The sequence below is a fragment of the Pseudomonas sp. SR18 genome, from assembly GCF_023701505.1.
In the GTDB taxonomy this organism is placed as follows: Bacteria; Pseudomonadota; Gammaproteobacteria; order Pseudomonadales; family Pseudomonadaceae; genus Aquipseudomonas; species Aquipseudomonas cyclaminis.
The window spans coordinates 66,592-90,063 of sequence record NZ_JAMQAU010000021.1; the positions used below are offsets into that span (position 1 = coordinate 66,592).

22 protein-coding genes are annotated in these 23,472 nt (G+C 58.6%); 11 read left to right on the plus strand and 11 right to left on the minus strand.

The window, feature by feature from the left end:
• The first annotated feature begins 83 nt into the window (after positions 1-83).
• The gene (locus tag NDJ82_RS24555) at positions 84-593 is read left to right on the plus strand and encodes a DUF1993 domain-containing protein (protein WP_250926473.1); all 510 of its coding nucleotides are present in this window, start codon (positions 84-86) and stop codon (positions 591-593) included.
• 71 nt (positions 594-664) lie between these two features.
• Here NDJ82_RS24555 and sstT read toward each other — a convergent pair whose 3' ends face one another.
• Positions 665-1,885 carry a serine/threonine transporter SstT gene (gene sstT / locus NDJ82_RS24560; protein WP_099584883.1) on the minus strand — a complete coding sequence of 407 codons (1,221 nt, stop codon included), beginning with the start codon at positions 1,883-1,885 and terminating at the stop codon, positions 665-667.
• 240 nt (positions 1,886-2,125) lie between these two features.
• On the opposite strand from sstT, the gene NDJ82_RS24565 reads away from it, so the two are divergent.
• Positions 2,126-3,283, plus strand: a complete 1,158-nt coding sequence (locus NDJ82_RS24565) for an MFS transporter (protein WP_099584884.1) — start codon at positions 2,126-2,128, stop codon at positions 3,281-3,283.
• Positions 3,284-3,287: 4 nt separating this feature from the next.
• Here NDJ82_RS24565 and nhaR read toward each other — a convergent pair whose 3' ends face one another.
• On the minus strand, positions 3,288-4,190 hold the full coding sequence (gene nhaR / locus NDJ82_RS24570) for a transcriptional activator NhaR (protein ID WP_112194477.1): 903 nt from the start codon (positions 4,188-4,190) through the stop codon (positions 3,288-3,290).
• A 134-nt stretch (positions 4,191-4,324) separates the two neighbouring features.
• Between nhaR and NDJ82_RS24575 the strand changes: the two genes are divergently transcribed.
• The 4 genes from NDJ82_RS24575 to mnmH all read left to right on the plus strand — a co-directional run bounded on the left by NDJ82_RS24575 (position 4,325) and on the right by mnmH (position 7,583).
• Positions 4,325-4,576 carry a hypothetical protein gene (locus NDJ82_RS24575; RefSeq protein ID WP_112194479.1) on the plus strand — a complete coding sequence of 84 codons (252 nt, stop codon included), beginning with the start codon at positions 4,325-4,327 and terminating at the stop codon, positions 4,574-4,576.
• 28 nt (positions 4,577-4,604) lie between these two features.
• Entirely contained in the window at positions 4,605-5,354 is a 750-nt protein-coding gene (locus tag NDJ82_RS24580) for a TerC family protein (protein WP_032886672.1), read from the plus strand.
• Between the two features lie 94 nt (positions 5,355-5,448).
• Entirely contained in the window at positions 5,449-6,483 is a 1,035-nt protein-coding gene (selD, locus tag NDJ82_RS24585) for a selenide, water dikinase SelD (protein WP_250926474.1), read from the plus strand.
• Entirely contained in the window at positions 6,483-7,583 is a 1,101-nt protein-coding gene (gene mnmH, locus NDJ82_RS24590; protein WP_112194483.1) for a tRNA 2-selenouridine(34) synthase MnmH, read from the plus strand. Before selD ends, mnmH begins: the two co-directional genes overlap by 1 nt.
• On the opposite strand, the gene NDJ82_RS24595 is transcribed toward mnmH, so the two are convergent.
• Both NDJ82_RS24595 and NDJ82_RS24600 read right to left on the minus strand, forming a co-directional pair.
• Entirely contained in the window at positions 7,573-8,628 is a 1,056-nt protein-coding gene (locus NDJ82_RS24595) for a permease (RefSeq protein ID WP_250926475.1), read from the minus strand. The genes mnmH and NDJ82_RS24595 overlap by 11 nt on opposite strands.
• 44 nt (positions 8,629-8,672) lie before the next feature.
• On the minus strand, positions 8,673-9,374 hold the full coding sequence (locus tag NDJ82_RS24600; protein ID WP_099584890.1) for a histidine phosphatase family protein: 702 nt from the start codon (positions 9,372-9,374) through the stop codon (positions 8,673-8,675).
• 255 nt (positions 9,375-9,629) lie between these two features.
• Here NDJ82_RS24600 and NDJ82_RS24605 point away from each other — a divergent pair, with 255 nt between their 5' ends.
• From NDJ82_RS24605 to hemB, 3 genes are all read left to right on the plus strand, one after another.
• Positions 9,630-10,328 carry a glutathione S-transferase N-terminal domain-containing protein gene (locus NDJ82_RS24605; protein ID WP_250926476.1) on the plus strand — a complete coding sequence of 233 codons (699 nt, stop codon included), beginning with the start codon at positions 9,630-9,632 and terminating at the stop codon, positions 10,326-10,328.
• 3 nt (positions 10,329-10,331) lie between these two features.
• On the plus strand, positions 10,332-11,174 hold the full coding sequence (locus NDJ82_RS24610) for a PhzF family phenazine biosynthesis protein (protein WP_250926477.1): 843 nt from the start codon (positions 10,332-10,334) through the stop codon (positions 11,172-11,174).
• Positions 11,175-11,290: 116 nt separating this feature from the next.
• Complete coding sequence (hemB, locus tag NDJ82_RS24615; RefSeq protein ID WP_112194491.1) at positions 11,291-12,265, plus strand: porphobilinogen synthase; 975 nt, start codon at positions 11,291-11,293, stop codon at positions 12,263-12,265.
• 58 nt (positions 12,266-12,323) lie between these two features.
• Here hemB and NDJ82_RS24620 read toward each other — a convergent pair whose 3' ends face one another.
• The 5 genes from NDJ82_RS24620 to NDJ82_RS24640 form a co-directional block, all read right to left on the minus strand.
• A complete protein-coding gene (locus NDJ82_RS24620) occupies positions 12,324-12,737 on the minus strand; it encodes a hypothetical protein (protein WP_250926478.1) in 414 nt (137 codons plus the stop codon).
• 149 nt (positions 12,738-12,886) lie between these two features.
• A complete protein-coding gene (locus tag NDJ82_RS24625; protein WP_250926479.1) occupies positions 12,887-13,249 on the minus strand; it encodes a hypothetical protein in 363 nt (120 codons plus the stop codon).
• Positions 13,250-13,578: 329 nt separating this feature from the next.
• Positions 13,579-13,989: a hypothetical protein gene (locus NDJ82_RS24630; RefSeq protein ID WP_250926480.1), complete on the minus strand. Its 411-nt coding sequence runs from the start codon at positions 13,987-13,989 to the stop codon at positions 13,579-13,581.
• A gap of 134 nt (positions 13,990-14,123) precedes the next feature.
• Positions 14,124-14,510, minus strand: a complete 387-nt coding sequence (locus NDJ82_RS24635; RefSeq protein WP_250926481.1) for a hypothetical protein — start codon at positions 14,508-14,510, stop codon at positions 14,124-14,126.
• Entirely contained in the window at positions 14,507-19,306 is a 4,800-nt protein-coding gene (locus NDJ82_RS24640) for an RHS repeat-associated core domain-containing protein (protein ID WP_250926482.1), read from the minus strand. The genes NDJ82_RS24635 and NDJ82_RS24640 overlap by 4 nt, the downstream gene beginning before the upstream one ends.
• Before the next feature lie 428 nt (positions 19,307-19,734).
• Here NDJ82_RS24640 and NDJ82_RS24645 point away from each other — a divergent pair, with 428 nt between their 5' ends.
• The gene (locus NDJ82_RS24645; RefSeq protein WP_112194501.1) at positions 19,735-20,820 is read left to right on the plus strand and encodes a DUF1615 domain-containing protein; all 1,086 of its coding nucleotides are present in this window, start codon (positions 19,735-19,737) and stop codon (positions 20,818-20,820) included.
• Here the strand turns inward: NDJ82_RS24645 and NDJ82_RS24650 are convergent, their stop codons facing one another.
• Positions 20,821-21,615, minus strand: a complete 795-nt coding sequence (locus NDJ82_RS24650) for a DUF4349 domain-containing protein (protein WP_191960521.1) — start codon at positions 21,613-21,615, stop codon at positions 20,821-20,823. It abuts the gene before it with no gap.
• A gap of 155 nt (positions 21,616-21,770) precedes the next feature.
• Between NDJ82_RS24650 and NDJ82_RS24655 the strand changes: the two genes are divergently transcribed.
• Positions 21,771-22,187 carry a PaaI family thioesterase gene (locus NDJ82_RS24655; RefSeq protein ID WP_099585098.1) on the plus strand — a complete coding sequence of 139 codons (417 nt, stop codon included), beginning with the start codon at positions 21,771-21,773 and terminating at the stop codon, positions 22,185-22,187.
• A gap of 101 nt (positions 22,188-22,288) precedes the next feature.
• On the opposite strand, the gene NDJ82_RS24660 is transcribed toward NDJ82_RS24655, so the two are convergent.
• Entirely contained in the window at positions 22,289-23,470 is a 1,182-nt protein-coding gene (locus NDJ82_RS24660) for an acetyl-CoA C-acetyltransferase (RefSeq protein WP_099585097.1), read from the minus strand.
• Between the last annotated feature and the right edge of the window lie 2 nt (positions 23,471-23,472).

Below are 23,472 nucleotides of genomic sequence, written 5' to 3' on the forward strand. Positions count from 1 at the left end.
AATCCTGAAAAAATAAAAGACAAGCCGCAGGCATGGCTATAATCGCCGCTGGTTCCAACCCTGCCATTACCGATGAGACTGTTATGACTATTTCCCTGTACGCCGCCTCCATCCCAGTCTTCAAGCAAATGCTCAACGCCTTGAGCGATGTGCTGAACAAGGCTGAAGCCCACGCCACCGCCAAGAACATCGAACCCAACGCCCTGCTGCAAGCGCGTCTGTTCCCGGACATGTTCGCGCTGGTGCGCCAAGTGCAAATCGCCGTCGACTTCGCCAAGGGTGTTTCTGCGCGCCTGGCCGAGATCGAAGTGCCTAAATACGAAGACAGCGAAGTGACCTTCGCCGACCTGCAAGCGCTGATCGCCAAGGTCCTGGCGTTTGTCGACACCATCAAGCCTGAGCAAGTCGACGGCAAGGAAGGTATCGAGATCATCACTCGCCCGGGCACCCCGAAAGAGAAGTGCTTCAGCGGCCAGTCCTACCTGCTGACCTACGGCCTGCCGCAATTCTTCTTCCACGTCACCACTGCTTACGCCTTGCTGCGCCACAACGGTGTGGAAGTGGGCAAGCGTGACTACATGGGCGCTTTCTAAGCGTCCAGCCATAAAAAAGCCCGGTGTGGTTCACTCAAGAACCACACCGGGCTTTTTTTTGTCAGCGGCGTTTAAGCCGGCTGTTCTTCCTTGCCCAGGCATGCGGCGGCGGTGAACAGCACGTCGGTGGACGAGTTGAGCGCGGTTTCCGCCGAATCCTGCAGCACGCCGATGATGAAGCCGACAGCCACCACCTGCATGGCGATTTCACTCGGGATGCCAAACAGGCTGCACGCCAGCGGAATCAGCAACAGCGAGCCACCGGCCACACCCGAAGCGCCACAGGCACACACGGCCGCGACCACGCTGAGCAGCACGGCGGTCGGCAGGTCGACGTTGATGCCCAAGGTATGCACCGCCGCCAGGGTCAGCACGGTGATGGTAATCGCAGCACCGGCCATGTTGATGGTGGCGCCCAGCGGGATCGACACCGAGTAGGTGTCTTCATGCAGGCCCAGGCGCTTGCTCAACGCCAGGTTGACCGGGATGTTCGCCGCCGAACTGCGGGTGAAGAACGCGGTGATGCCGCTCTCGCGCAGGCACATCAGCACCAGGGGGTACGGGTTGCGGCGCAGTTTCCAGAACACGATGGCCGGGTTGACCACCAGGGCCACGAACAACATGCAGCCGATCAACACCATCAGCAGATGTGCATAGCCGAGCAGGGCGCCGAAACCGGAAGTGGCCAGGGTCGAGGCGACCAGACCGAAAATGCCCAGCGGGGCGAAGCGGATCACCACGCGCACGATCAGGGTCACGCCGTTGGACAAATCATCCAGCACGGTACGGGTGGTTTCGCCCGCATGGCGAATGGCGATGCCCATGCCGATGGCCCAGGCCAGGATGCCAATGAAGTTGGCGTTCATCAGCGCGCTGACCGGGTTGTCCACCACGCTGAGCAGCAGGCTTTGCAGCACTTCGGCGATGCCGCCGGGGGCGGTAACGGTCACCTCGTGGGTGGCGAGCACCAGGGGCGACGGAAACCACATGCTTGCAACCACCGCCACCACTGCGGCGGCAAAGGTGCCGAGCAGGTAGAGGAACAGGATCGGCTTGATGTGCGTTTCCTGGCCGTGTTTATGGTTGGCGATCGACGACATTACCAACACGAACACCAGGATCGGCGCCACGGCCTTGAGCGCGGTGACGAACACCTTGCCAATAAATCCGGTGGCCTGGGCGGCCTCGGGCATCAGCAGGGCCAGCAGGATACCGGCGATCAGGCCGATAACGATTTGGGTAACCAGGCTGACGCGCATAAGTCGTTGCAACAGGGAGGGGGCAGCAGTCATAAACAGTTGTCTCTAGTTTTTTTAGTAGGACGCAGCATTGCAGGCGAAAGCGCTGTAGGAACAGGCGCCAAGTCTACCATGCTGTAGGACACGTCCTGCTCGATGCGGCATTCCGTCACCCGCGCCGTAGGGTCTTGGTCAAACCCGGACACACTCTGTTAAGATTCATCCCTCTCACTTTTCCTATTCCGTCAGCGGGCCCTTCGGGCTGTCGTTGATGTCGTTGTTTCTGGAGTTTTCATGCTGTTTCCCATCCTGCTGCTGTCGGCCGCCGGCTTTACCGTGCTGACCACAGAATTCATCATCGTCGGGCTGTTGCCGTCGATTGCCCGGGACCTGAACGTCAGCGTGTCCCAGGCGGGTCTGCTGGTGACGCTGTTCGCGTTCACCGTGGCAGCGTTTGGGCCGTTTCTGACGGCGTATTGCGCTCGTTTCCCACGCAAGCGCCTGTTTATCAGCATCCTGATCATGTTCGCGGTGGCCAATACCGTGGCCGCGTTGGCGCCGAATATCTGGGTAATGGCCGTGGCGCGGCTGATCCCGGCCCTCGGCCTGCCGGTATTCTGGGCTTTGGCCAGTGAAACGGCGGTCGACATCGTCGGCCCGGAATATGCCGGGCGTGCCATCGAAAAAATCGGCTTCGGCATTGTCTGCGCCACCGTGTTCGGCATCCCGGTGGGCACGCTGATTTCCGATATGTTCGGCTGGCGCACCGCGTTCGCTATCCTGGCGGTGGTGGCGTTGGCCAAGGCTTTGCTGCTGTTTATCTACCTGCCGGTGACGAAGCCGAAGAACGATGAGGTGACACTGCGCTCGCAGTTCAAGATCCTGCGCAACCCCTTGATGCAGGGCCATATCCTGCTGTCGATCCTGGTGTTCAGCGGTATGTTCACGGCCTACACCTATTTGGCCGACATCCTTGAACGCCTGGCTGGGTTTGATGGCACGTTGGTGGGCTGGTGCCTGATGGGCTTTGGCGCGGTCGGATTGATCGGCAACTCTTTGGGCGGCCGTGCGGTGGATCGCCACCCGTTGATCGCGTCGATGGTGTTCTGCGGCTTTATGATCGCCGGCATGGTGGCATTGGTCCCGGCGATTCATTCCACCGTCGGCCTGGCTGCGGCGATGGCGGTGTGGGGCGTGACCCAGGCAGCGATGTTCCTGGTCAGCCATGTGCGGCTGATGAAGGCCGCGCCCCATGCGCCAGCGTTTGCCGCGTCGCTGAACATTGCCGGAGCCAACCTGGGGATTGGCTTGGGCGCGTTGGTCGGTGGGCAGGTGATCGACACCTTGGGCCTGGGCAGCCTGGGGTTTGCAGCGTCCGGGTTTATTCTGGTGTCAATCCTGCTGGCGCTGTGGCTGATGACCGCCAAACAACCGGTCGCCTCCAGGGCCTGAGCCGTCAAGGCAGGGCGGTAAACAACTCGCGCCTTGCCCCTTCGGTAATCGCCACGATGCCGGGGTGCTTGACCTTGCGTTCCACCGAGATCGCGTAGAACGACTCGGTGACCGCGTCAGTCTGGCCAATCAGCGCCACGCCGTATTGGCGCACGACTTCTTCGGCGATCACGCTGGGGGCGATAAAAATCCCGCTGCCGGATTGGCCAAATGCCTGCATCAGGGCGCTGTCGTCGAACTCGCCGATGATCTTCGGCTGGATCTGCTGCTCGGCAAACCAGCGTTGCAGGCGGCTGCGCACCACCGTCTCCGCGCCCGGAATCAACAGCGGCGCGCCATGCAGGCACTGTGGGAAATCGCCGCCATGTTGGTCAGCCAAGGCCTGAGTAGCAAAGAAGCTGATGCCACATTCCCCCAGTTTCTGGCTGTAGCCCTTAATGTCCAGGTGCGACGGCATGGGGCTGTCGGAAATCACCAGGTCCAGGCGCTGGATCGCCAGGTCGGCCAATAGGCGTTCGAGTTTGTCTTCGCGGCAGGTGATGCGCAGCGGCTCGCTCAGCTCCATGGTCGGCGCGATCAGGCGATAAACGATGGACTTGGGCACCACATCCGCCACCCCGACCCGGAACACAATCTGCTGTTCATTGGGTTGTGCGCGCAGCATCGCTTCCAATTCATTACCGGTCTGGAACATTTGCTCGGCATAGGGCAGGGCCTGGCGCCCGGCTTCGGTCAGCTCCAGCTGGCGGCCGACCCGTTGGAACAGCGCGATACCGAAGGTTTGCTCCAGCAGGCTGATCTGCCCGCTGATGGTCTGGGGGGTAAGGTTGAGTTGCTCGCAGGCGCGCACAATGCTGCCGGTCTTGGCCACAACCCAGAAGTAGTGCAATTGTCGGTAATTGAGCATCGCGGCCGTCACTTCGTAAAAACCGAAGTATACGCTAGAAAAATACGAATTTTCCTGAAGTGTTCGCCTGCATAGAATGCCTCGCTATCGCGGGGCCACTATTTGGACCCAATGGTTCTAACGAGGAATACATCATGAAACTCAATTCCCTGGGCGCGGCATCGCTGCTTGCGCTTTCATTGGTAGTGATCAGCGGTTGCGATCAGGTCGAGAAAAGCGCGCAGCAAGTGTTGGGCAAAGCCACCGAGTCGGCCAAGCAAGCCATCGATGACACCCACAAGGCCGCCGAGCAGGCATTGAGTGAAGCGACACAAGGCCTGATCAGCCCGCAGAAAAAGGACGATCAGGAAGAAAAAGAGTCTGACTCGAACAGTAAAGAAGCTTAATTTCCCAGCACAACCTCAGGACTGACCTATGGATTACCTTTTACAACTGGCCGCCAGCCCCACCGCCTGGGTTGCACTGGCCACCTTGATCGTCATGGAAATCGTGCTGGGCATCGATAACCTGATTTTTATCTCCATCCTCACCAACAAACTACCTGAGCAGCACCGGGCCAAGGCACGGCGCATCGGTATCAGCATGGCGCTGATATTGCGCCTGGGCCTGTTGAGCACCATCGCGTTCATCGTGCAGTTGACGGCGCCGGTGTTCGAAGTGCTCGGCCAGGCGTTTTCGTGGAAGGACATGATCCTGATCGCCGGCGGCTTGTTCCTGGTGTGGAAGGCCACCACCGAGATCCATCACAGCATGGACCCGGAGCCGGAAGAGAAAGCATCGGTTGGCAACACCGTGGCCATCGGCTTCGCCGCAGCGATCGGGCAGATCCTGTTGCTCGACCTGGTGTTCTCCATCGACAGCATCATTACCGCCGTGGGCATGACCGAGCACTTGCCGATCATGATCATTGCCGTGGTGACATCGGTGATCGTGATGCTGGTGGCGGCTGAACCGCTGGCCAAGTTCATCAACGACAACCCGACCGTGGTGATGCTGGCCCTGGGCTTCCTGATTATGATCGGCATGACGCTGATCGCCGAAGGCTTCGGCGCCCATGTGCCTAAAGGCTACGTGTACGCGGCCATGGCCTTCTCGGCGGCCATCGAGTGCTTGAACATCGCACGACGTAACCGCCACAAGCGTTTGCTCGCTGCCCGCCAGTAACCGCCGAAACCTGAAAGCCGGCTGTGCTCACAAGAGCCCAGCCGGCTTTTTGCTGTCTGTTAGAATCCCGACACTTGATAGCGTGAGGTCCTACATGAACGAGCCGATTCGTCTTACCCAATACAGCCATGGCGCGGGGTGTGGTTGCAAGATATCGCCCCAAGTATTGGAAGTGATTCTCGCCGGCAGCGGCGCCCAGAACCTCGACCCCAACCTGTGGGTTGGCAATGCCTCGCGGGATGATGCGGCGGTGTACGCCATCGACGACGAGCGCGGCGTGGTCTCCACCACTGACTTTTTCATGCCGATTGTCGACGACCCCTTCGACTTCGGCCGCATCGCCGCCACCAATGCCATCAGCGACATCTACGCCATGGGCGGCGACCCGTTGATGGCCATCGCCATTCTCGGCTGGCCGGTGAACGTGCTGGCGCCCGAGATTGCTCGGGAAGTGATCCGTGGTGGCCGCTCGGTGTGCGACGCCGCCGGTATCCCCCTGGCAGGCGGCCACTCTATCGACGCGCCGGAGCCGATCTTCGGCCTGGCCGTGACCGGCATCGTGCAAAAGCGCCATATGAAGCGCAACGACACGGCTACCGCCGGCTGCCAGTTGTACCTGACCAAGCCGCTGGGCATCGGCATCCTCACCACTGCCGAAAAGAAGGGCAAGCTGCGCGAGGCCGACATCGGCCTGGCCCGCGACTGGATGTGCACCCTCAACAAACCCGGCAGCCGCTTCGGCAAGCTGGCCGGGGTAACGGCCATGACCGATGTCACCGGTTTCGGCCTGTTGGGTCATCTGGTGGAAATGGCTGACGGCAGCGGCCTGACCGCACGCATCGAATATGAAAAAGTCCCACGGCTGCCTGGGGTCGAGTACTACCTGGATCAGGGTTGTGTGCCCGGTGGCACGTTACGCAACTTCGATAGCTACGCCCGCAAGCTCGGGCGCGTGCAAGAGCTGCACAAGCGCGTGCTGTGCGACCCGCAGACCAGCGGCGGGCTGCTGATCGCCGTCACACCTGAAGGTGACGCCGAGTTCCACGCCGTGGCGGCGGAACTGGGCTTGAGCCTGGCGCCGATCGGCGTTCTGGTTGAGCGACAGACCAACGCGGTAGAGGTGTTTTGATGGCAACTGACATCACCGATTACCGCGACATTTTCCTCAGCGACCGGCCGATGATGGATACCCGCGCGCCGGTGGAATTCATCAAGGGCGCGTTCCCCGGCGTGGTCAACCTGCCGTTGATGAACGATGACGAGCGCCAGCGCATCGGCACCTGCTACAAGCAGCAAGGGCAGCAGGCGGCGATTGTGTTGGGGCATGAGTTGGTGTCCGGCGCCATCAAGGCCGAACGCATTGCACAGTGGGCACAATTCGCCCAAGCCCATCCCGACGGTTACCTGTACTGTTTTCGCGGCGGGTTGCGTTCGCAGATTGTGCAGCAATGGTTGAAAACCGACGCCGGCATCGAGTACCCACGGGTCGGCGGTGGCTACAAGGCCATGCGAACGTTCCTCGTGAACACTATTGAACAGGCCACCGTTCAGTGTGATTTCGTGTTGCTCGGCGGCATGACCGGCACCGGCAAGACCGAAGTGCTCGGCCAGTTGCCCAATGCCCTGGACCTTGAAGGCCACGCCAACCATCGTGGCTCCAGCTTCGGCAAGCGCGCCACCACGCAGCCGTCCAACATCGACTTCGAGAACCGTCTGGCGGTGGACCTGCTGAAAAAACGCGCGGGCGGCATTGAGCAGTTTGTGGTCGAGGACGAAAGCCGCATGATCGGCAGCTGCGCGCTGCCGCTGCCACTGCACAAAGGCATGCAGGGCTACTCGATGGTGTGGCTGGAAGACAGCGTCGAAGGGCGTGTCGAACGCATCCTGCGTGACTATGTAGTCGACCTGTGTGTTGAGTTTGATACGGTGTTTGGCGAAGACGGCTACGCATTGTTCGCCGAACGTCTTACCCAAAGTCTGGCGAATATACACAAGCGGCTGGGCGGTGAGCGCTTCCAGCGCTTGCACGCGATCATGCAGGACGCCCTGGCGGAGCAGGCGCGCAGCGGCGCCGTGGACCTGCATCGCGCTTGGATAGAAGGGCTGTTGCGCGAATATTACGACCCGATGTACGCCTTCCAGCGTGAAAGCAAAGGCGCACGGATCGAGTTCGCGGGAGAGCAGGGCGCCGTCACGGCCTATCTGCGCGAGCGAGCACTCAGAGGATAAGCGCTCCGATCAACCCACACACCACGCCCACCAGCATGGTCAACCCGGCTACCGTCACCAGCACCCGCGCATCGAAATCCTTGCGCAGCATCAACAGCGACGGCAGGCTCACGCTCGGCAGGGTCATCAGCAAGGCCACGGCCGGGCCGGTGCCCATGCCCAGCGCCATCATGGTTTGTACGATGGGGATTTCAGCCGCTGTAGGAATTACAAACAGCGTGCCGACAATCGCCAGCGGTACCAACCACACCAGGCTATTGGCCATGGCGCCGTCGACATGGGGGAACAGCCATACCCGCGCCGCGCCCAGGACCAGCACCGCCAGGATGTAGATGGGGATCGTGTTCCAGAACAACTGCCACAACGTGCGCAGCCAACGGCTCAGGAATGGTTGCGACTCCGTGCTGCTGACTTCTGCTACAGCCTCCAATGCCGCTTCCGGCACCTGATCCGGCCGGGCAATACGCTGCGCCACCAGCGACACACCCACCACCAACACAATGCCCGCCACCAACCGCACCGCGGTAAAACCCCAGCCGAGCACAAAGCCCATAAACACCAGGGTGGCCGGATTCAGCACCGGGTTGGCGATCCAGAAGGCCAGCGCCGCGCCCACCGACACCTGCTGGCGGCGCATGCCCGCCGCCACCGGCGCGGCGCAGCAACTGCACATCATGCCTGGCAAGGCGAACAGCCCGCCGCGCACGGTCGAGCCCAGGCCGGCGCGGCCGAACAGGCGTAGCAACCAGTCACGGGGGATCAGCACTTGCAGCAGGGAGCCAAGGATCACCGCCAGCACCGCGGCTTTCCAGATCGCCAGGAAATACACCTGGGCATAGGCCAGTGCTGCCGCCAGTGGCGAGCTTTGTTGATCGTTGAGAATCGAGGCGCCGATGCTGTGATTGTCGGCCGCCACAAACGCCTTGAAGTAGTAGGGCGACCACTTAACGTAATAGAGGCCTACGCAGGCCACCAATAGGAATAGCGCTGGTTTCCACCAGAACGACCAGCCCCGGACGGGCTGGGTGGAGGAGAGGTTGGACATGCTGATGATCCGCCGATGAGTCAATAGCGACGCATCATACGCTGTCAGCTGTCAGCACTCACCTGTGTCGGTTCCGGGCAGGTTTCATCGCCGTCGTTCAAGCCCTGCTTGTAGTTGCGGCTCAGCAGCGAGGCCTTGCCGTTGTGCCAGGTCAGCGTCAGCACATAGAGCGTGTCGTAGTCACTGCCGGACCAGTCGTCGGTAATCGTGTGTTTTTCGCCGGACGCTTCACTCGCCACCTTGTTGATCAGCTCCGGCAGGTAGCCGTGGGACCAGGCGGTGTAGATGGTGGCGTTGTGGTATTTGTCCTCGACCAGCTCATCGGCGAGGTCGCTGGTGTCATTCGCGGAGAATTTAATGTTTACCGGCAGGCCCAATTTGATAGCGCTGGGGCTGATGGTCATCAGTGGGCGAATGTAGCTGTAGGAATTGTCCAGCTCACCTTCCTCGACATTGCGTGTCGGGTTGGCGGCAAATACAAAGTTGGCCTTGCCGAACTTTTCCGGCAGCAGCGTCGCCAGGTTCATTGCGCGGTTCAAGCCCTGGCAATTGAGCTGGCCGAGGCCGCCGGCGGGTTTTTCGCCGTGGCGCAGGAACACCAGGGTTTGCACACCGTCCACAGGCTGGGCGCGGCTTTCACGGGCGTCGAGGGCAGCAACCATGGCACCGCTGACCAGCAGCAGCGGCAGCATGATGTATGAATAGTGTTTGAGTCGTTGCACAAGGCGCAGAGGCTTGATCGTCATTATAGGTTCGAGTCTTCGTGCGTCACGTTAAGGCGGACAAGCCTGGCCCCAATGACGCCGGGGCGTCCTGCGGTGTTCCCTGTCGGTATAGCGAGGTGCCTCCATTCACCGTTTTAGCGCACTTAAGAGTGCACGCGGGCGTATTGGTTCGCCCACGCGGGATAATAGCCCGCCGATGTTGCGCATTGATGACCCATGCAGGACACCGGGTAGATGGCTATCATGGGGACTTTCTGCCTAGCCAGGGACTTACCGATGAACCCACTCGCCGCGTTCCCGATTAATAGCAAATGGCCTGCCCAGCACCCCGAGCGCCTGCAACTGTACTCGTTGCCTACACCCAACGGGGTAAAAGTCTCGATCATGCTTGAAGAGTTGGGCCTGCCGTATGAGGCACACAAGGTCAGTTTCGAGACCCAGGACCAGTTGTCCCCTGAGTTCCTGTCCCTCAATCCGAACAACAAAATCCCCGCGATCATCGACCCCGAGGGCCCAGCCGGCCAGCCTCTGGCGCTGTTTGAGTCCGGCGCAATCCTGATCTACCTGGCGGAAAAAACCAGCCAGTTGCTCTCCGAAGATCCGGCGACACGTTATGAAACGATTCAATGGCTGATGTTCCAGATGGGCGGCATCGGCCCGATGTTTGGCCAGTTGGGTTTTTTCAACAAATTCGCCGGCAAGGCCTACGAAGACAAGCGCCCTCGCGACCGCTACGCTGCCGAATCCCGTCGCTTGCTCGAAGTGCTGGAAAAACGCCTGCTCGGTCGCACCTGGATCATGGGTGATGACTACAGCATCGCCGACATTGCTACCTTCCCGTGGATTCGCAACCTGATTGGCTTTTATGAGTCGGGCGATATCGTCGGCATTGCCGATTTCCCTAACGTACTGCGCGTGCTGGACGGCTTTGTGGCCCGGCCGGCAGTGATCCGTGGACTGAATAGTCCGAGCTGAAGCATGCCGACTTTCGATTTCAAACAACTGGATGTCTTTAGCCGCGTGTCCCTCAAGGGCAACCCGCTGGCAGTGGTTCTGGGTGCCGACAGCCTCAGCGACCAGCAGATGGCGGACTTCGCCAAGTGGACCAATCTCAGTGAAACCACGTTTTTACTGACGCCGCGCGACCCTCGGGCTGACTACCGGGTGAGAATTTTCACCACCTTGCAGGAGCTGCCATTCGCCGGGCACCCGACACTGGGCAGTTGCCATGCGTGGCTGACAGCGGGCGGGATGCCCAAAGGCGAGGAGATCGTCCAGGAGTGCGAAATCGGCCTGGTGCGTATCCGTCGTCAAGGCGATGAACTGGCGTTTATAGCACCGCCGTTGTTGCGTTCCGGCGCGGTGGAGGACGATGTGTTGGAGCGTGTGCGCCTGGGACTGGGCCTGGAGCCGGACCGTATCGTACGCAGTCAATGGGTCGACAATGGCGCAGGGTGGCTTGTGGTGATGTTGGCGGACCGTGATCAGGTCCTGGCGTTACAGCCTGATTATTCACAGCTTATGGGGCTGGCCGTGGGCGTGATTGCCCCCTGTGACCCTGCGCAGGACGATGTGGATACGCAGTTTGAAGTGCGTGGTTTTGTCGCAGGCGACGGCGCGCCGGAAGATCCGGCCACGGGCAGCCTCAATGCCGGCGTCGCCCAATGGCTGTTGCGTGAAGGCCTGGCGCCTGAGCGCTATGTGGTCAGCCAAGGCACGGCCATGGGGCGCGCGGGGCGTATCAGCGTCGAGCGCCAGGGCGAGGAAATCTGGATCGGCGGCGCCGTAGCGGTGTGCATCGACGGGCGTCTACAGCTCTAGATCAATACATTATTGCGAGCGCCGCAATACACTGTTGGCCCCTTGGTATTTGTGCTGCCGGGGCCGGTGGGCATAAGCTTTCGCCCCAAAGTTTGAGTCTTTATGTCAGGAAAACCATGACCAGCCAGTTCCCCCAAGCCCGCCCACGCCGCCTGCGCCGCTCTCCGGAGCTGCGTGGTTTGTTCCAGGAAACCGAGTTCACCCTCAACGATCTGGTGCTGCCGATCTTCGTCGAAGAAGAAATCGACGACTTCGTGCCGATCACCAGCATGCCGGGTGTGCAACGCATTCCCGAGAAGAAGCTCGCTGCCGAGATCGAGCGTTATGCCCGTGCCGGTATCAAGTCGGTGATGACCTTCGGTGTGTCTCATCACTTGGATGCCAACGGTAGCGACACCTGGAAAGAACGCGGCCTGGTCTCGCGCATGTCCTCGATCATCAAGGACGCCGTGCCGGAAATGATCGTGATGTCCGACACTTGCTTCTGCGAATACACCGACCACGGCCACTGCGGCGTGATGCACGGCGCCCACGTCGACAACGACGCGACCCTGGTCAACCTCGGCAAACAAGCCGTGGCCGCTGCCCGCGCCGGCGCCGACGTGATCGCCCCCTCGGCCGCCATGGACGGCCAGGTCCAAGCCATCCGCCGCGCCCTGGATGACGCCGGTTTCACCCATATCCCGATCATGGCCTACTCCACCAAATTCGCCTCGGCCCTCTACGGCCCCTTCCGCGAGGCCGGCGGCAGCGCCCTCAAAGGCGACCGCAAAAGCTACCAGATGAACCCCATGAACCGCCGCGAAGCCGTGCGTGAATCGCTGCTCGACGAACAGGAAGGCGCGGATGCACTCATGGTCAAACCGGCCGGTGCCTACCTCGACATCATCCGCGACATCCGCGAAGCCTCACGCCTGCCGGTGGCGGCGTACCAGGTGAGCGGTGAATACGCGATGATCAAGTTTGGCGCCCAGGCGGGGGCGATTGATGAAGATCGAGTGGTGCGCGAGACGTTGGGGTCGATCAAGCGAGCGGGGGCGGATCTGATCTTTACGTACTTTGCGATGGATTTGGCGTTGGCGGGGATTTAGGGACATCGTTTCTCCCCTGTGGTGAACTGGCTTATCACAGGGGATGGGCAATCATGAATCAGTTAAATTTTTCGTAATCTTGAGCACCTAATGACGCCAACCATTTCCTGAAGAAATCTATTTGTTCCTGTAGGTCGTTTGTTAGATTCTCCTCTTCGTAGTCAAACAAATGGACTATGTCGTCGTTGGTAGCTTGCTGACCTAAAGTCATTTCGTATGCGACGAGTCCCGCGCTCATCTGAGAAGCCATTCTTGACGGTTTAACGTTTATTTTTGCCCCTTTGCATAAAAACGTTATATGCGGGAAGCCTGCCCGGATTTTCGCGAAGCAAATATATAGGTCATGCCCTTCATAAACCTTTTCAAAATTGTCGGCCTCTGAAAATGTCATCGTGAGCTTCGTTGGGTCATATTTGATGGTGACCTGCTTGTGTTCTTTGTTGATTATTGCTTTTATATTTTTAGTTTTCATTTTATTTCCTGTTGGGGTTTGGTATGGAGTATCCGACGTAAGTTCCATCAGGATTTACTGGGGTGGCGACTAATATATCCTCGGTGTCGATTTTGTTATGGGTAGCGAACTCTCCATCTTCAATAAGAAGTGAGTAAGATTTTAAGGTCTTAGATTTTGGTGTCGTTCAACTCAAGTCTATAGAGCTTGAGGCAGTCTAAAAGAACTTTTATGAAGCGTCTTTTGTCAATGATTTTATCTTCAAAATAAGTATCGAAAAGATGAAAAACAGATTCAAAGCTTTCGTCAGTTGATAGGTAGTGTTCAATTGTTTCTATAAGCCACTTCTGTTCATCTTCTAGATATGAAAGAAATTCCGGTTTGGTTAAAGTATGAAAAAGCTCTGAGAGTTCGCTTTCATCATTAATATTTTTTGAGGAGATTATTTCCTCTCTCTCTAAGTTTTTAGTGTTTTCTATGCAGTAAGTGAATAGCAGGCCTCGCAATATTGGTAGGCTTGGTTTTTTCCCCATTATTCAAACTCCGCGTACGCAGTGATTGGTTTTTCGTCTCTGTTGCCGTTAGTAGGATTCTTAGCTGTTTTTACTCGTTCAAGTTGAGATCCTAATGATGTTCGAACTCCGTGTTTTCCAAGACGTGTGCGTCCGGAATTAATTTTTCCAAATCTGATAGATGTCGGTGGATATTTGACTCTGTAATCTCATCAATCCTTGCCTGTCGCTCCGCACATGTCAGTTGCGGTGAAGCCGGTTCTCCGTGATCAACGCTTTGCGTTTTGAGGGCGCGGTTGTTCCTGGTTTGCATCCATCCCCACCCGGACACGAGCTTATAAGTATGAAATTTAATTCCGTTCTCGCCAGACTGACTGGTCTTCAAGGCTGGCTTTTTGGAGATCATCTTTCCAGACCTCATTAGCTAGGCGGTAAACGTCGGCGAAGAAACCTCGAGGGTCGGCGATTTCAGTTTCGTTCCAAGCCATAGTTCTGTATTCGTCGTAATCGCTTTCGAACTCTTTCGAAAAATCAAAATCGGATCTGTTTAGTGTGTCCCTGAGTGCAGATATTAGTGCGAAGCGATGCCTATATGAGAGATACATAAGGTCCTTTAGGATAAAGGTAATTATGATGGTTTCTCTATCCTTTTCATTGTTGGGGTTGTACTTCCGAAGTTTTTTTCCAGCTGTATTTTCAAGGTCGTATATCGATAGGGCTCCTAATAAGTGAGAGATATTTGGGATGTAAGGAGTATTCATGAATGGACATTTCAGCATTGTGTGCTCACTTAGGGAAAGCGGTAGTACGCGTTGATCCCACCCGCCAACTTCACCGGGTTCGCATCTGTCTGAGGGAGCTGCTTCGGAGCCCAACGCAGGTTGAGCTGAGGTTATTAATCTTGAATTGATTCGGACCAGCGTTGGCAGAAATCACGTTGTTGCTGAATGTCGTTGGTGAGGTTGCGTTCCTCGTAAGCAAAAATATGTACGAATTCGCCGTCTGGGTTGCCCATAGTCAGTTCGTAGGCAATAAGGCCATTCGACATATGTGAGGACATTCCAGATGTGTGAACATTGATTTTTGATCCTTTGCACAAAAAACTAATATTTTTCAACTCGGCTCTCAATAAGCCAAAGCTTTCGAACAGGTCTGGTGCTGTATAGGTTTTTCGTTCGCCATTATTCAAAAGCAGACTAAGTGTTGGCTTTCCCGCTTCGTATTCGACTACTGCGCTGTCACGTATGCCGTTATGGATAATGGTTATTTCACGTGACTTCATGGGTATTCTCTCTTGGGGTTCAATATTGTGTATCCCTTGAAGGAGCCGTCTTCGTTGACCGGTGAGGCTCCTAAAATGTCTTTAGAATCTATACGTCCAGGTATAGCGATTTCTACTTCATTCTGGTGCTTTGATCGTGTGCCTAGCTCCTTATTCACGTCTCTTCCTTGGATTCTTCTGAGTGTGTATAGAAAACCTTCCTCAAATCCGAAGCCTGACGCAAATACCAAGGCTTGTTTCCTAGATGTTGAGGTAGGAACAAAGTTACTTGGCGGGCTGGCGTTATTTAAAGAATGCAGGAAAAGATTGGTGCTTTCTCCTCTGCTTTCAAACCCTTTTTCAAATATCTCATCCGGTTCTCTCAAATCTCCACGATACAGGTAACTACGTTTTTTATGTGGCGCAGGAGGTAATGGCGACTGAGTATCAAATTTGACCTGTTCGTTTGGGCCATCAGTTTTAGACCATTGTTTACGTTTACACCCGTCCTCACCCGGACAAGAGCTCAGCCCCAGTGGATCCACCCACCCGGTAGGATTGGGCACGTACTGGTACGCGTTGATCCCGCCCGCCAACTTCACCAGGTCTGGCGTCAGGTAGCGCCCAATATCCGGATTGTAGTAGCGATGACGGTTGTAGTGCAGCCCGCTTTCCTGATCAAAGTACTGACCCTGGAAGCGCAGCGGGTTGTCGATTTTGCTTTTGTCGAGACGACTGATCTGGCCGTAGGCGCGGTAGTGCGCGGACCAGACGATTTCGCCGTCGGGGTCGGTGAGTTCCTGTGGCGTGCCGAGGTGGTCGAGTTGGTAGTGGTAGGGCTGGGTGTCGGTTGGGCCGAAGCCGTCCAGCAGCGCCAAGGGTCGAAAGCTGTCAGGTTCGTAAAGGTAGCTGCGGTGGCGATCTGCATGGTGCTCGGCAATCAGCTTGTCGCCTTTCCAGAAGAACTCCGTGGTTAAACCGTCGACAGTCTTGCTGATACGCCGTCCAAACGGATCGTAGCGGTAGCTGGCGGTTTGCCCGTTGGGTTGTGTGACGGCAATCAGGCGGTGCTGGCAGTCGTAACGGTACTGGGTGACCAGTTGGTGACCTTTGCCTCTGCGTTCACCGATCAGGTTGCCGAAGGCGTCGTAGTCGTAATGCCGGTCGCCCTGGATCATCAGGCGGTTGCCGGCGACGATGTCGGGGCCGGGGCGGTCTTGCATGAGCAGGTTGCCCGCCGGGTTGTGGCCGAAGCGTTCCTGTAGGTCTTGGGAGTGGTCTGCGCGGGTTAGGCGATTCAACGGGTCGTAGTGGTAGTGGTGTTCGCCTTTGCGGGTGTCGTTGAGGCGGGTGAGATTTCCGGATCTGTCGTAGTCGTAGTGGCGTTGGAGCAGGTGGTGTTCTTGCTGTGTTACGGCATGGGCGTGCAGGCGCTGTTGGTCGTCGTAGTGGTAGTGGCTGAGCAGTTGGCCTTGTTGGCGCTGGTGTTCTTGACCGGCTTTGAACAGGTGCGAGGTAAGGGGCTTACCGTTGAGCTTTACCGTGGCGAGATGCCCGCCTTTGGCATGGTTGAACGCCACACGGTTGTTGTCTGGCAGGCGCAGGTGTTGAAGTTGGCCGCAGGCGTCATAGCCATAGCGCAAGGTGCCCCAGCCTTGGTGTTCGGCAGTGAGACGGTTCTGGACGTCATACTCGTAGGCCAGCGCCCAGTGACCGTCGTCGACGCTGAGGAGATTGCCTTGGCGGTCGTAGGCGTAATCGATTTTGTTGCCGTCTGGCAGGATTTTTCGTACGAGACGACCGGCATGGTCGCGCTCATAGCGGGTAACCAACTGACTGCCATCATCGCCGTATTCAGTTTTGTCTCGCAGGTTGCCATTGAGGTCGTAGACGTAGGCCGTGCGCTGGCCATCAAAACCAACTTCCTGCTGGATCAGGCCGTTGGCGTGGTAAGCCAGCCGATAGGTTTCGCCGACTTCGTTTTCAATCTCGGTCAGCAGCAGACGCGCGTTGTCGTAGCAGTACTTGACCTGGCTGCCATCAGCATTGATGCGGCGGCTGATCAGGTGCAGGCCGTCCGCGTATTCGTAGCGGGTAACGTGGCCCCGTTCATCGCGTTCGGCGGTGATTTTTCCGTAGGGGTTGTAGCTATATTCCCGCGTTGCGCCGCCGGGCAGTACGAGGCGAGTCAGCCGACCGGCTGCATCCCACTGGTATTGGGTCAGCGCGCCTTGTTCATCCTCACGGGCAATCTGGCGGCCCAGGTCGTCGTAGCGATAGCGCTTGATGCCCCCGTTGGGCAGTTGCTCTTCAACCAACTGGCCGCGATCATTCCACACCAGCCGCTGGCAACTGTGATCGGGGTACCACACCCCAATCAGTTGCCCGTATTTGTTGTAGCTGTAGTCGGTGATGTGACCGTCGGGATCGGTCCTACGCGTCACGTCGCCCTGATCGTTGCGCTCGTACTTCCAAACCGCTGAGCCTCGCCTTACAACCCGTACGAAGCCGTTGTCATGCTCGTAGGAAGTGGGCTCATCGTCCCCCGGAAACAACGCCACCAAGCGTCCGGCCTCGTCGTACTGATACGCCGTCACCGCACCCAGCGGGTCCTGCTCGACCGTCAGCCGGCCTTTATCGTCGTAGGATTTGAAATGTTCGGCACCGTCCGGATCAATACGCTGCACCAGCCGTGCGCGGTCATCGTGGACATACACTTCCTGGCTGCCATCAGCGTTGTGCACCACAACACTGCCGTCATCCCCCCACACATACCGCGTATCCATCTGCGAAAAACTGGCCCAATGCCGGACACATCGCGCCGCTTTGCCAGACCGTTCCCACGCCCAAAAGAAGCTCGCCCCACCGGCCAACCCGCGCTCAAGAATCACGTGCTGGTCGTCGTAGCGATAAACCTCGCTTTCGCCGACGGCATTGGTCGCTGAGATCAGTCGGCCAATGTCGTCGTAGACGTAGGAAACAACGCTGTGCTCTGTGATCCAGACGTAAGGCGCATGTCCCTTGGCCCGCTGAACCTGGTAGTCCACCGCCACAATGCGGCCCGACTCATAGCGTAAAAACAGCGCGAAACCGACACCGTTATCCAGCCGTTCAATGCGCCCTAAATGGTCCCGACTAATCCGCAGCCGGTTGTCATACGCATCACTGATCGAAACCAGCACCCCATCGCGAAAGTGATAAAACCGCGACGCCTGTACCAGCACCAACTCATCCGGCAAATCCCCCAGATAAATCGCCGCTTCAGCCAGGCTATTGGTGATTGCAGGTCGAGCAACTGTCGGCAGTGGAAACTCAGTCGAGCGGTTCTCATGATCCGTCCACACCACCGAATTACCTGACACAACAAGCCGATGCGCCAGCGAATGACTCCAGCCAAACCCCAGCCCGACATCCATTTCCACCGCACTGGTGCGATACAACCGTGTCCACTCAAACGGCAGAATCCCGTCTAAAACACCGTCAGTCAGCGTAAGTAATTCTTCGCCGGTGACCATCGACACCGGACACCCGTTGGTCACGGTCTTATCCGAAGCCGCAGCAGCATCCCCCTTCGGATTCGTCGCCACGGCAGGCGCGTCGTCGACATGTTCCTGGCGAACCAACACCGTCCGCTGTGTCTTGCCGCGAACCGCCGGCACCGCGTTCGAAACCAGATTCTCCCCAGCCTTCAACGGCGCAGCGGGTACCACCTTGATTGGCACAGCCTCACTCTTGAACAACACCGGCTTTAGCGCTTCGGCATGGCCATCCAGTTGAGCGGTGCCAAACTGTTTGGCTATTTGCTCCAGCCACTTGCGTACACGTTGAGACTTGATACTGCCGAGCACTTTCGTGCTCATACGCACCGCCATGCCCATGCCCGCGGTAGCAAGCCCCAGCAGTAGATAGATCAGCACCTCGGCACCGATCTCCCCCAGCATTTCGTTCATGTACGGAGGCGGCAACATCCTCATCCAGCTGACCAGTGCGGCCAGATGGATGAACATCAAGGGCTCATCACTGAGCACCAGCAGGCCCTTGGCGATGGTCTCTGTGCTCAACGCCAGTAACTGTTCAAATTCATCCTGGGTCAGGTATTGCAGCAGCTTTTCGGCGTTGGCCAAGGGGTCGCTCAGCCATTGGCAAAGCTGCTGGAGGTTGTCCCAGAGTGTGTACAGCGCGTCGCCGAACCCACGGGCATAGGCTTGATGCAATGAGAGATAGCGCTTTAGGAAGTCCGCCTCGGAATAGCCCTTCCACAATGGTTCAAACGTTTCGCTCCATTCAGTACGCAACCACGCTTCCAGTGGCGTGATCACCGACTGATAAGATGCGTAGAGCGCCTTGAAGTGTTCCTTGGAAACGTTGGGGTAGAAGCTGACCCGGTACTGCTGGTTGCGATCACATTCTTTGATTTCAAGAATGCCGCTGGGGCCAATGGTTTTATGAATGGGCTCGCCCAATGGGCCGCCGTTTGGGTCGATGCGCTGCAGCACCACCGGCGTATTGCCAATGGGCACGAAGCGTGAACTTTGAAACATATGCACCAGCGTCAACGTCCCACTGGCTGGACACTGTGCAACGGTCGCACTGGGGAAGAGGGAGCGGTTGATCGGCGCCACCAGCGCCACCTCATCCCCAACCTTGAACACCTGCTCGATATCCAGCGCCGAAAAACTGAAAAAGCTTTCGGCCCAGGCATCGTAGTGATTGAGGCAACTGCGGAAATCACTGAGCACGGACTCGACGTCACGCGTCTTTGAATCCATGGCCGCCAGCACCAGATACCCAATGGCTTGGCTGGTGGCGTTGATCATGAGACAGCCCCGTCAACCAGGGCCTTAACGAAAAGAACCATCTGCAATCCCTCGCACTGTGTATTCAGGCGAGGGACTTTGCAGAGGTTTTCAGGGGGAAGCTGTAGAGCTTATCCGGCGTCCACGTGGGAAGCTTCGACAGCTTTTGTCAGCTTGAAAAAAGCCTTTTGTGACGCGCAAACGCAAGGCCTAATTCCAGCCCTGCAAACGCAGCAGTGAAACACGTGATTCATTGCGAAGACAGACGGTCGCGGTGGGTGACGAGGAAGTTCAGGCTCAGCATGGCATTCAAACTCCTTGTACGAATGGTCGAAGAAAGATCCTGTCATGATCGGCTCGGGCTGGCGAGAGGGCGAGTTGACGAACCCGCGTTAGACTTACCTGTCCATATCCGCAACGCTCGGCCCATTGTTCTTCAAGGAAGCCCCATGTCCCCACGCCGCCTGATCCTGTGCCTCATCCCCTTGCTGGTGCTGGCCGGTTGCTCCACCTCACGCGGCCCGCAGCAACCGGAGCGCAGCGAGGCCGAGGTGAAGGCGCAGATTGTGCGCCTGCTCCCGGCCAAGGTGGCGGATCGCAATGGTTGGGCTCAGGATATCTACACGGCTTTCGACACCCAGAAAATCTACCCCAGCACCGAGAATATCTGCGCTGTGCTGGCGGTGACGGAGCAGGAGTCGACCTATCAGGTCGACCCGCCCGTGCCCAATATGGGCAAGATCGCCCAGGACGAGATCCTGCGCCGCGCTGGCAAGGTGCATGTGCCGGCCTTCGTGGTGCGCAGCGCGCTGCAATTGAGGTCGCCCACCGGCAAGTCCTACGCCGACCGGTTGAATGCTGCCCGCACCGAGAAAGACCTCAGCGGCATCTTCGATGACTTCATCAGCATGGTGCCCTTGGGCAATACACTGTTTGGCGGCTTCAACCCGGTGCACACCGCTGGCCCCATGCAGGTCAGCATCGACTTTGCACAGAAACAGGCGCGGGGTTATCCCTACACGGTGGATGGCACGATTCGTCGGGAGGTCTTCACCCGCCGTGGCGGTATGTACTTTGGCATCGCCCATTTGCTCGGTTATCCAGTGAATTACGACCAGCCGCTGTACCGCTTTGCCGATTTCAATGCAGGTTGGTATGCGAGCCGCAACGCGGCGTTCCAGGCGGCGGTCAGCCGGGCTTCCGGCACTGAGCTGGCGCTGGACGGGGATTTGATCCGCTATGGCTCACTGCTGCCCGGCACCACTGAGCTGGCAGTGCGCTCCCTGGGCGCCAAGCTGGATATGCGCAACCCCAGCATCCGTAGCCAGTTGGAGCAGGGCGAACAGTTGGATTTTGAGGACACCACGCTCTATAAGCGCGTGTTTGCCCTGGCCGACAAGGCTGCCGGTAAACCGCTACCACGGGCGATCTTGCCGGGCATTGTGCTCAAGAGCCCGAAGATCACCCGTAACCTCACCACGGCCTGGTTCGCCAAGCGCGTGGATGAGCGCTATCAGCGCTGTATGAAGCGCTGATCAGGGGCGGCGGCGCACAAACCTGCGCCACAGCCACACCCACAACCAGACCACCGGGAACGCCAGGATCACAAAGGGCAGGACGTAGCTGGCGCGTTCCAGGGCGTCAGCCGTGCCTTCCACCATATTCGTGCCCAGGTTGCTGAACATCCGGCTGAAGCGTGACGGTTGGTTCGCGCCGTCCGAAGAGCGGAAGTTGAGGGTGACACGGTTGGTATCCAGGCGGCGCTGCTGGCCGGCGGCAATCTGGGCCAGCGCCTGCAGGTCGTTTTCGATGCCGGCCTGTTCCTTGCTCAAGACGATCAGGTCGCTGACGGTGATGTCCTTGCGCTTGGCCAGTTCATCAAGGCGGTTTTGCTGGGCTTGCAGACGGTCCCGGCGGCGATTCACATCGTCGACAGCATCGGCCAGGTCTTCGGCGGTGGTGATGCGCTGGCCGAGCGTGCCGCCTTCAGCCGCCATGGCGACCATTGGCTCAACACCCGCTGGCGCGATACGCAGGATCATCTCGCCACCGTTACTGTCTTCGGTGATCCCCAGGATATTGCACGTGCCGAACCGCGCCGTTTCACAGGCCTCACGGGTGGCCTGCATCCGTGGCACGAGTAGGGCGCCGGGCAGGGCCAGGGTCAGCTCATGCTCATAGGCCAATTGGGCGCCGGCCTTGCCTTGTTCCCCATTGACCACCGTGGCGCGGGAGTGATCCTTGGGCGAGCAACCGACCAGGGCCATGCCGGCCAGCAAAATCAACAGAGGCGCGCGAAGCGAGTGAAGGTTGCCGTCCTGATGGCGCATTGCTGTTCCTTGAGGTGTGCGGGGAAATGGGCGGCGATTAAAGCCGGTCTGGCGGATTAACGCAAAGCATCGCGCAAGATTTGTGCGGCTGATGGTGATGGCTAGCGTTCGGAGCGTGGCGTACACGTCAAGCCTGACTCCAAGGAAGACTTGCCATGATTGCTCACGCCGTGCCTGAAGGATTTGTTCCACTGCCTCGCAGCAGCCCATTGCTTGACCTGCTTGGCCCGGCGTATTGCCGGGGTGAAGGCTTGCAACTGGAGGTCGGCCTGCGCGCCGACAATCGCCACGCCAATGGGCGCGGCACGGTGCATGGCGGGGTATTGGCGACGCTGGCGGATATCGGCATGGGCTATGCGATGGCGTTTTCCAGTGAGCCGCCGTTGCCGCTGATCACTGCGAGCATGACCGTGGATTACCTTGGCGCGGTGCAGGTGGGGGAGTGGATTGTGGTGCGGCTGGAGCATCACAAGCGTGGGCGGCAGATGGCGTTTGGGACGGTGAGTCTGCAGGTGGGGGACAAAGTGGTGGCGCGGGCGAATGCGGTGTTTGCGGTGCCGCGCTCGGACTGAAAATGCCGATATAAAAGAGATACTCCTATTGGGGCTGCTTCGCAGCCCAGCGCGGCAAGCCCGCTCACCACAGCAAGCCCGCGCACCACAGATCGTCAATATCAGCTGCGTTCGAGAGCGAGGGCTACGCCCTGGCCGCCACCGATGCACAGCGTTGCCAGGCCTTTTTTGGCGTCGCGTTTGATCATTTCATGCAGCAGGGTCACCAGCACACGGCAGCCTGAAGCGCCGATGGGGTGGCCGATGGCGATGGCGCCGCCGTTGACGTTGACTTTTTCAGCGTCCCATTCCAGCTCTTTGCCCACGGCTAATGCTTGAGCAGCAAAGGCTTCGTTGGCTTCGATGAGGTCCAGGTCACTCAGTTTCCAACCGGCTTTGTCCAGGCAACGGCGGGTGGCCGAGACCGGGCCGATGCCCATGATCGCCGGGTCGACGCCGGCGTTGGCGTAGCTGGCGATACGTGCCAGTACCGGCAAGCCTAGTGCCTTGGCCTTGTCGGCACTCATCAGCAGCACGGCGGCGGCGCCGTCATTGAGGCTGGAGGCGTTGCCGGCGGTGACGCTGCCGTCTTTCTTGAATGCGGGTTTGAGTTTGGCCAGGGATTCGGCGCTGGTGCCGGCACGCGGTTGTTCATCCACGGCGAAGGCGACTGGGTCGCCCTTGCGCTGGGGGATCAGGATCGGCGTGATTTCATCCGCGAAGCGCCCGGTTTCGATGGCCGCGCTGGCTTTTTGCTGGGAGGCGGCAGCGAAGGCGTCCTGGGCTTCACGGCTGATGCCGTACTTGTCCACCAGGTTCTCGGCGGTGATGCCCATGTGGTAGTCGTTGAATGCATCCCACAGCCCGTCGCTGATCATGCTGTCGATCATCTTGGCATGGCCCATGCGCAAACCGGTGCGTGCGGCCGGCAATACGTACGGGGCGAGGCTCATGTTCTCCATGCCGCCGGCGATGATAACGTCTGCGTCGCCGCATCGGATGGCCTGGGCGCCGAGGTGCAAGGCCTTGAGGCCCGAGCCGCAGACCTTGTTCAGGGTCATGGCTGGCACAGCGTGTGGCAGGCCGGCGAGGATCGAGGCCTGGCGCGCGGGGTTCTGGCCCGAGCCAGCGGTAAGCACCTGGCCGAGGATCACTTCATCTACCTGGGCCGGGTCCAGGCCGGTCTGCTCCAGCAGGCGGCGGATCACGGCGGCGCCCAGTTCCGGTGCCGGGATGTTGGCCAGTGAACCTTGAAAGCTGCCCACGGCGGTGCGGGTGGCAGCAACAATCACGACGTCTTGCATGG

Excerpts from the sequence above, each read along its gene's own strand:
- NDJ82_RS24555 (WP_250926473.1), top strand. The coding sequence starts at position 84 with ATGACTATTTCCCTGTACGCCGCCTCCATCCCAGTCTTCAAGCAAATG.
- sstT (WP_099584883.1), bottom strand. The coding sequence starts at position 1,885 with ATGACTGCTGCCCCCTCCCTGTTGCAACGACTTATGCGCGTCAGCCTG.
- NDJ82_RS24565 (WP_099584884.1), top strand. The coding sequence starts at position 2,126 with ATGCTGTTTCCCATCCTGCTGCTGTCGGCCGCCGGCTTTACCGTGCTG.
- nhaR (WP_112194477.1), bottom strand. The coding sequence starts at position 4,190 with ATGCTCAATTACCGACAATTGCACTACTTCTGGGTTGTGGCCAAGACC.
- NDJ82_RS24575 (WP_112194479.1), top strand. The coding sequence starts at position 4,325 with ATGAAACTCAATTCCCTGGGCGCGGCATCGCTGCTTGCGCTTTCATTG.
- NDJ82_RS24580 (WP_032886672.1), top strand. The coding sequence starts at position 4,605 with ATGGATTACCTTTTACAACTGGCCGCCAGCCCCACCGCCTGGGTTGCA.
- selD (WP_250926474.1), top strand. The coding sequence starts at position 5,449 with ATGAACGAGCCGATTCGTCTTACCCAATACAGCCATGGCGCGGGGTGT.
- mnmH (WP_112194483.1), top strand. The coding sequence starts at position 6,483 with ATGGCAACTGACATCACCGATTACCGCGACATTTTCCTCAGCGACCGG.
- NDJ82_RS24595 (WP_250926475.1), bottom strand. The coding sequence starts at position 8,628 with ATGTCCAACCTCTCCTCCACCCAGCCCGTCCGGGGCTGGTCGTTCTGG.
- NDJ82_RS24600 (WP_099584890.1), bottom strand. The coding sequence starts at position 9,374 with ATGACGATCAAGCCTCTGCGCCTTGTGCAACGACTCAAACACTATTCA.
- NDJ82_RS24605 (WP_250926476.1), top strand. The coding sequence starts at position 9,630 with ATGAACCCACTCGCCGCGTTCCCGATTAATAGCAAATGGCCTGCCCAG.
- NDJ82_RS24610 (WP_250926477.1), top strand. The coding sequence starts at position 10,332 with ATGCCGACTTTCGATTTCAAACAACTGGATGTCTTTAGCCGCGTGTCC.
- hemB (WP_112194491.1), top strand. The coding sequence starts at position 11,291 with ATGACCAGCCAGTTCCCCCAAGCCCGCCCACGCCGCCTGCGCCGCTCT.
- NDJ82_RS24620 (WP_250926478.1), bottom strand. The coding sequence starts at position 12,737 with ATGAAAACTAAAAATATAAAAGCAATAATCAACAAAGAACACAAGCAG.
- NDJ82_RS24625 (WP_250926479.1), bottom strand. The coding sequence starts at position 13,249 with ATGGGGAAAAAACCAAGCCTACCAATATTGCGAGGCCTGCTATTCACT.
- NDJ82_RS24630 (WP_250926480.1), bottom strand. The coding sequence starts at position 13,989 with ATGAATACTCCTTACATCCCAAATATCTCTCACTTATTAGGAGCCCTA.
- NDJ82_RS24635 (WP_250926481.1), bottom strand. The coding sequence starts at position 14,510 with ATGAAGTCACGTGAAATAACCATTATCCATAACGGCATACGTGACAGC.
- NDJ82_RS24640 (WP_250926482.1), bottom strand. The coding sequence starts at position 19,306 with ATGATCAACGCCACCAGCCAAGCCATTGGGTATCTGGTGCTGGCGGCC.
- NDJ82_RS24645 (WP_112194501.1), top strand. The coding sequence starts at position 19,735 with ATGTCCCCACGCCGCCTGATCCTGTGCCTCATCCCCTTGCTGGTGCTG.
- NDJ82_RS24650 (WP_191960521.1), bottom strand. The coding sequence starts at position 21,615 with ATGCGCCATCAGGACGGCAACCTTCACTCGCTTCGCGCGCCTCTGTTG.
- NDJ82_RS24655 (WP_099585098.1), top strand. The coding sequence starts at position 21,771 with ATGATTGCTCACGCCGTGCCTGAAGGATTTGTTCCACTGCCTCGCAGC.
- NDJ82_RS24660 (WP_099585097.1), bottom strand. The coding sequence starts at position 23,470 with ATGCAAGACGTCGTGATTGTTGCTGCCACCCGCACCGCCGTGGGCAGC.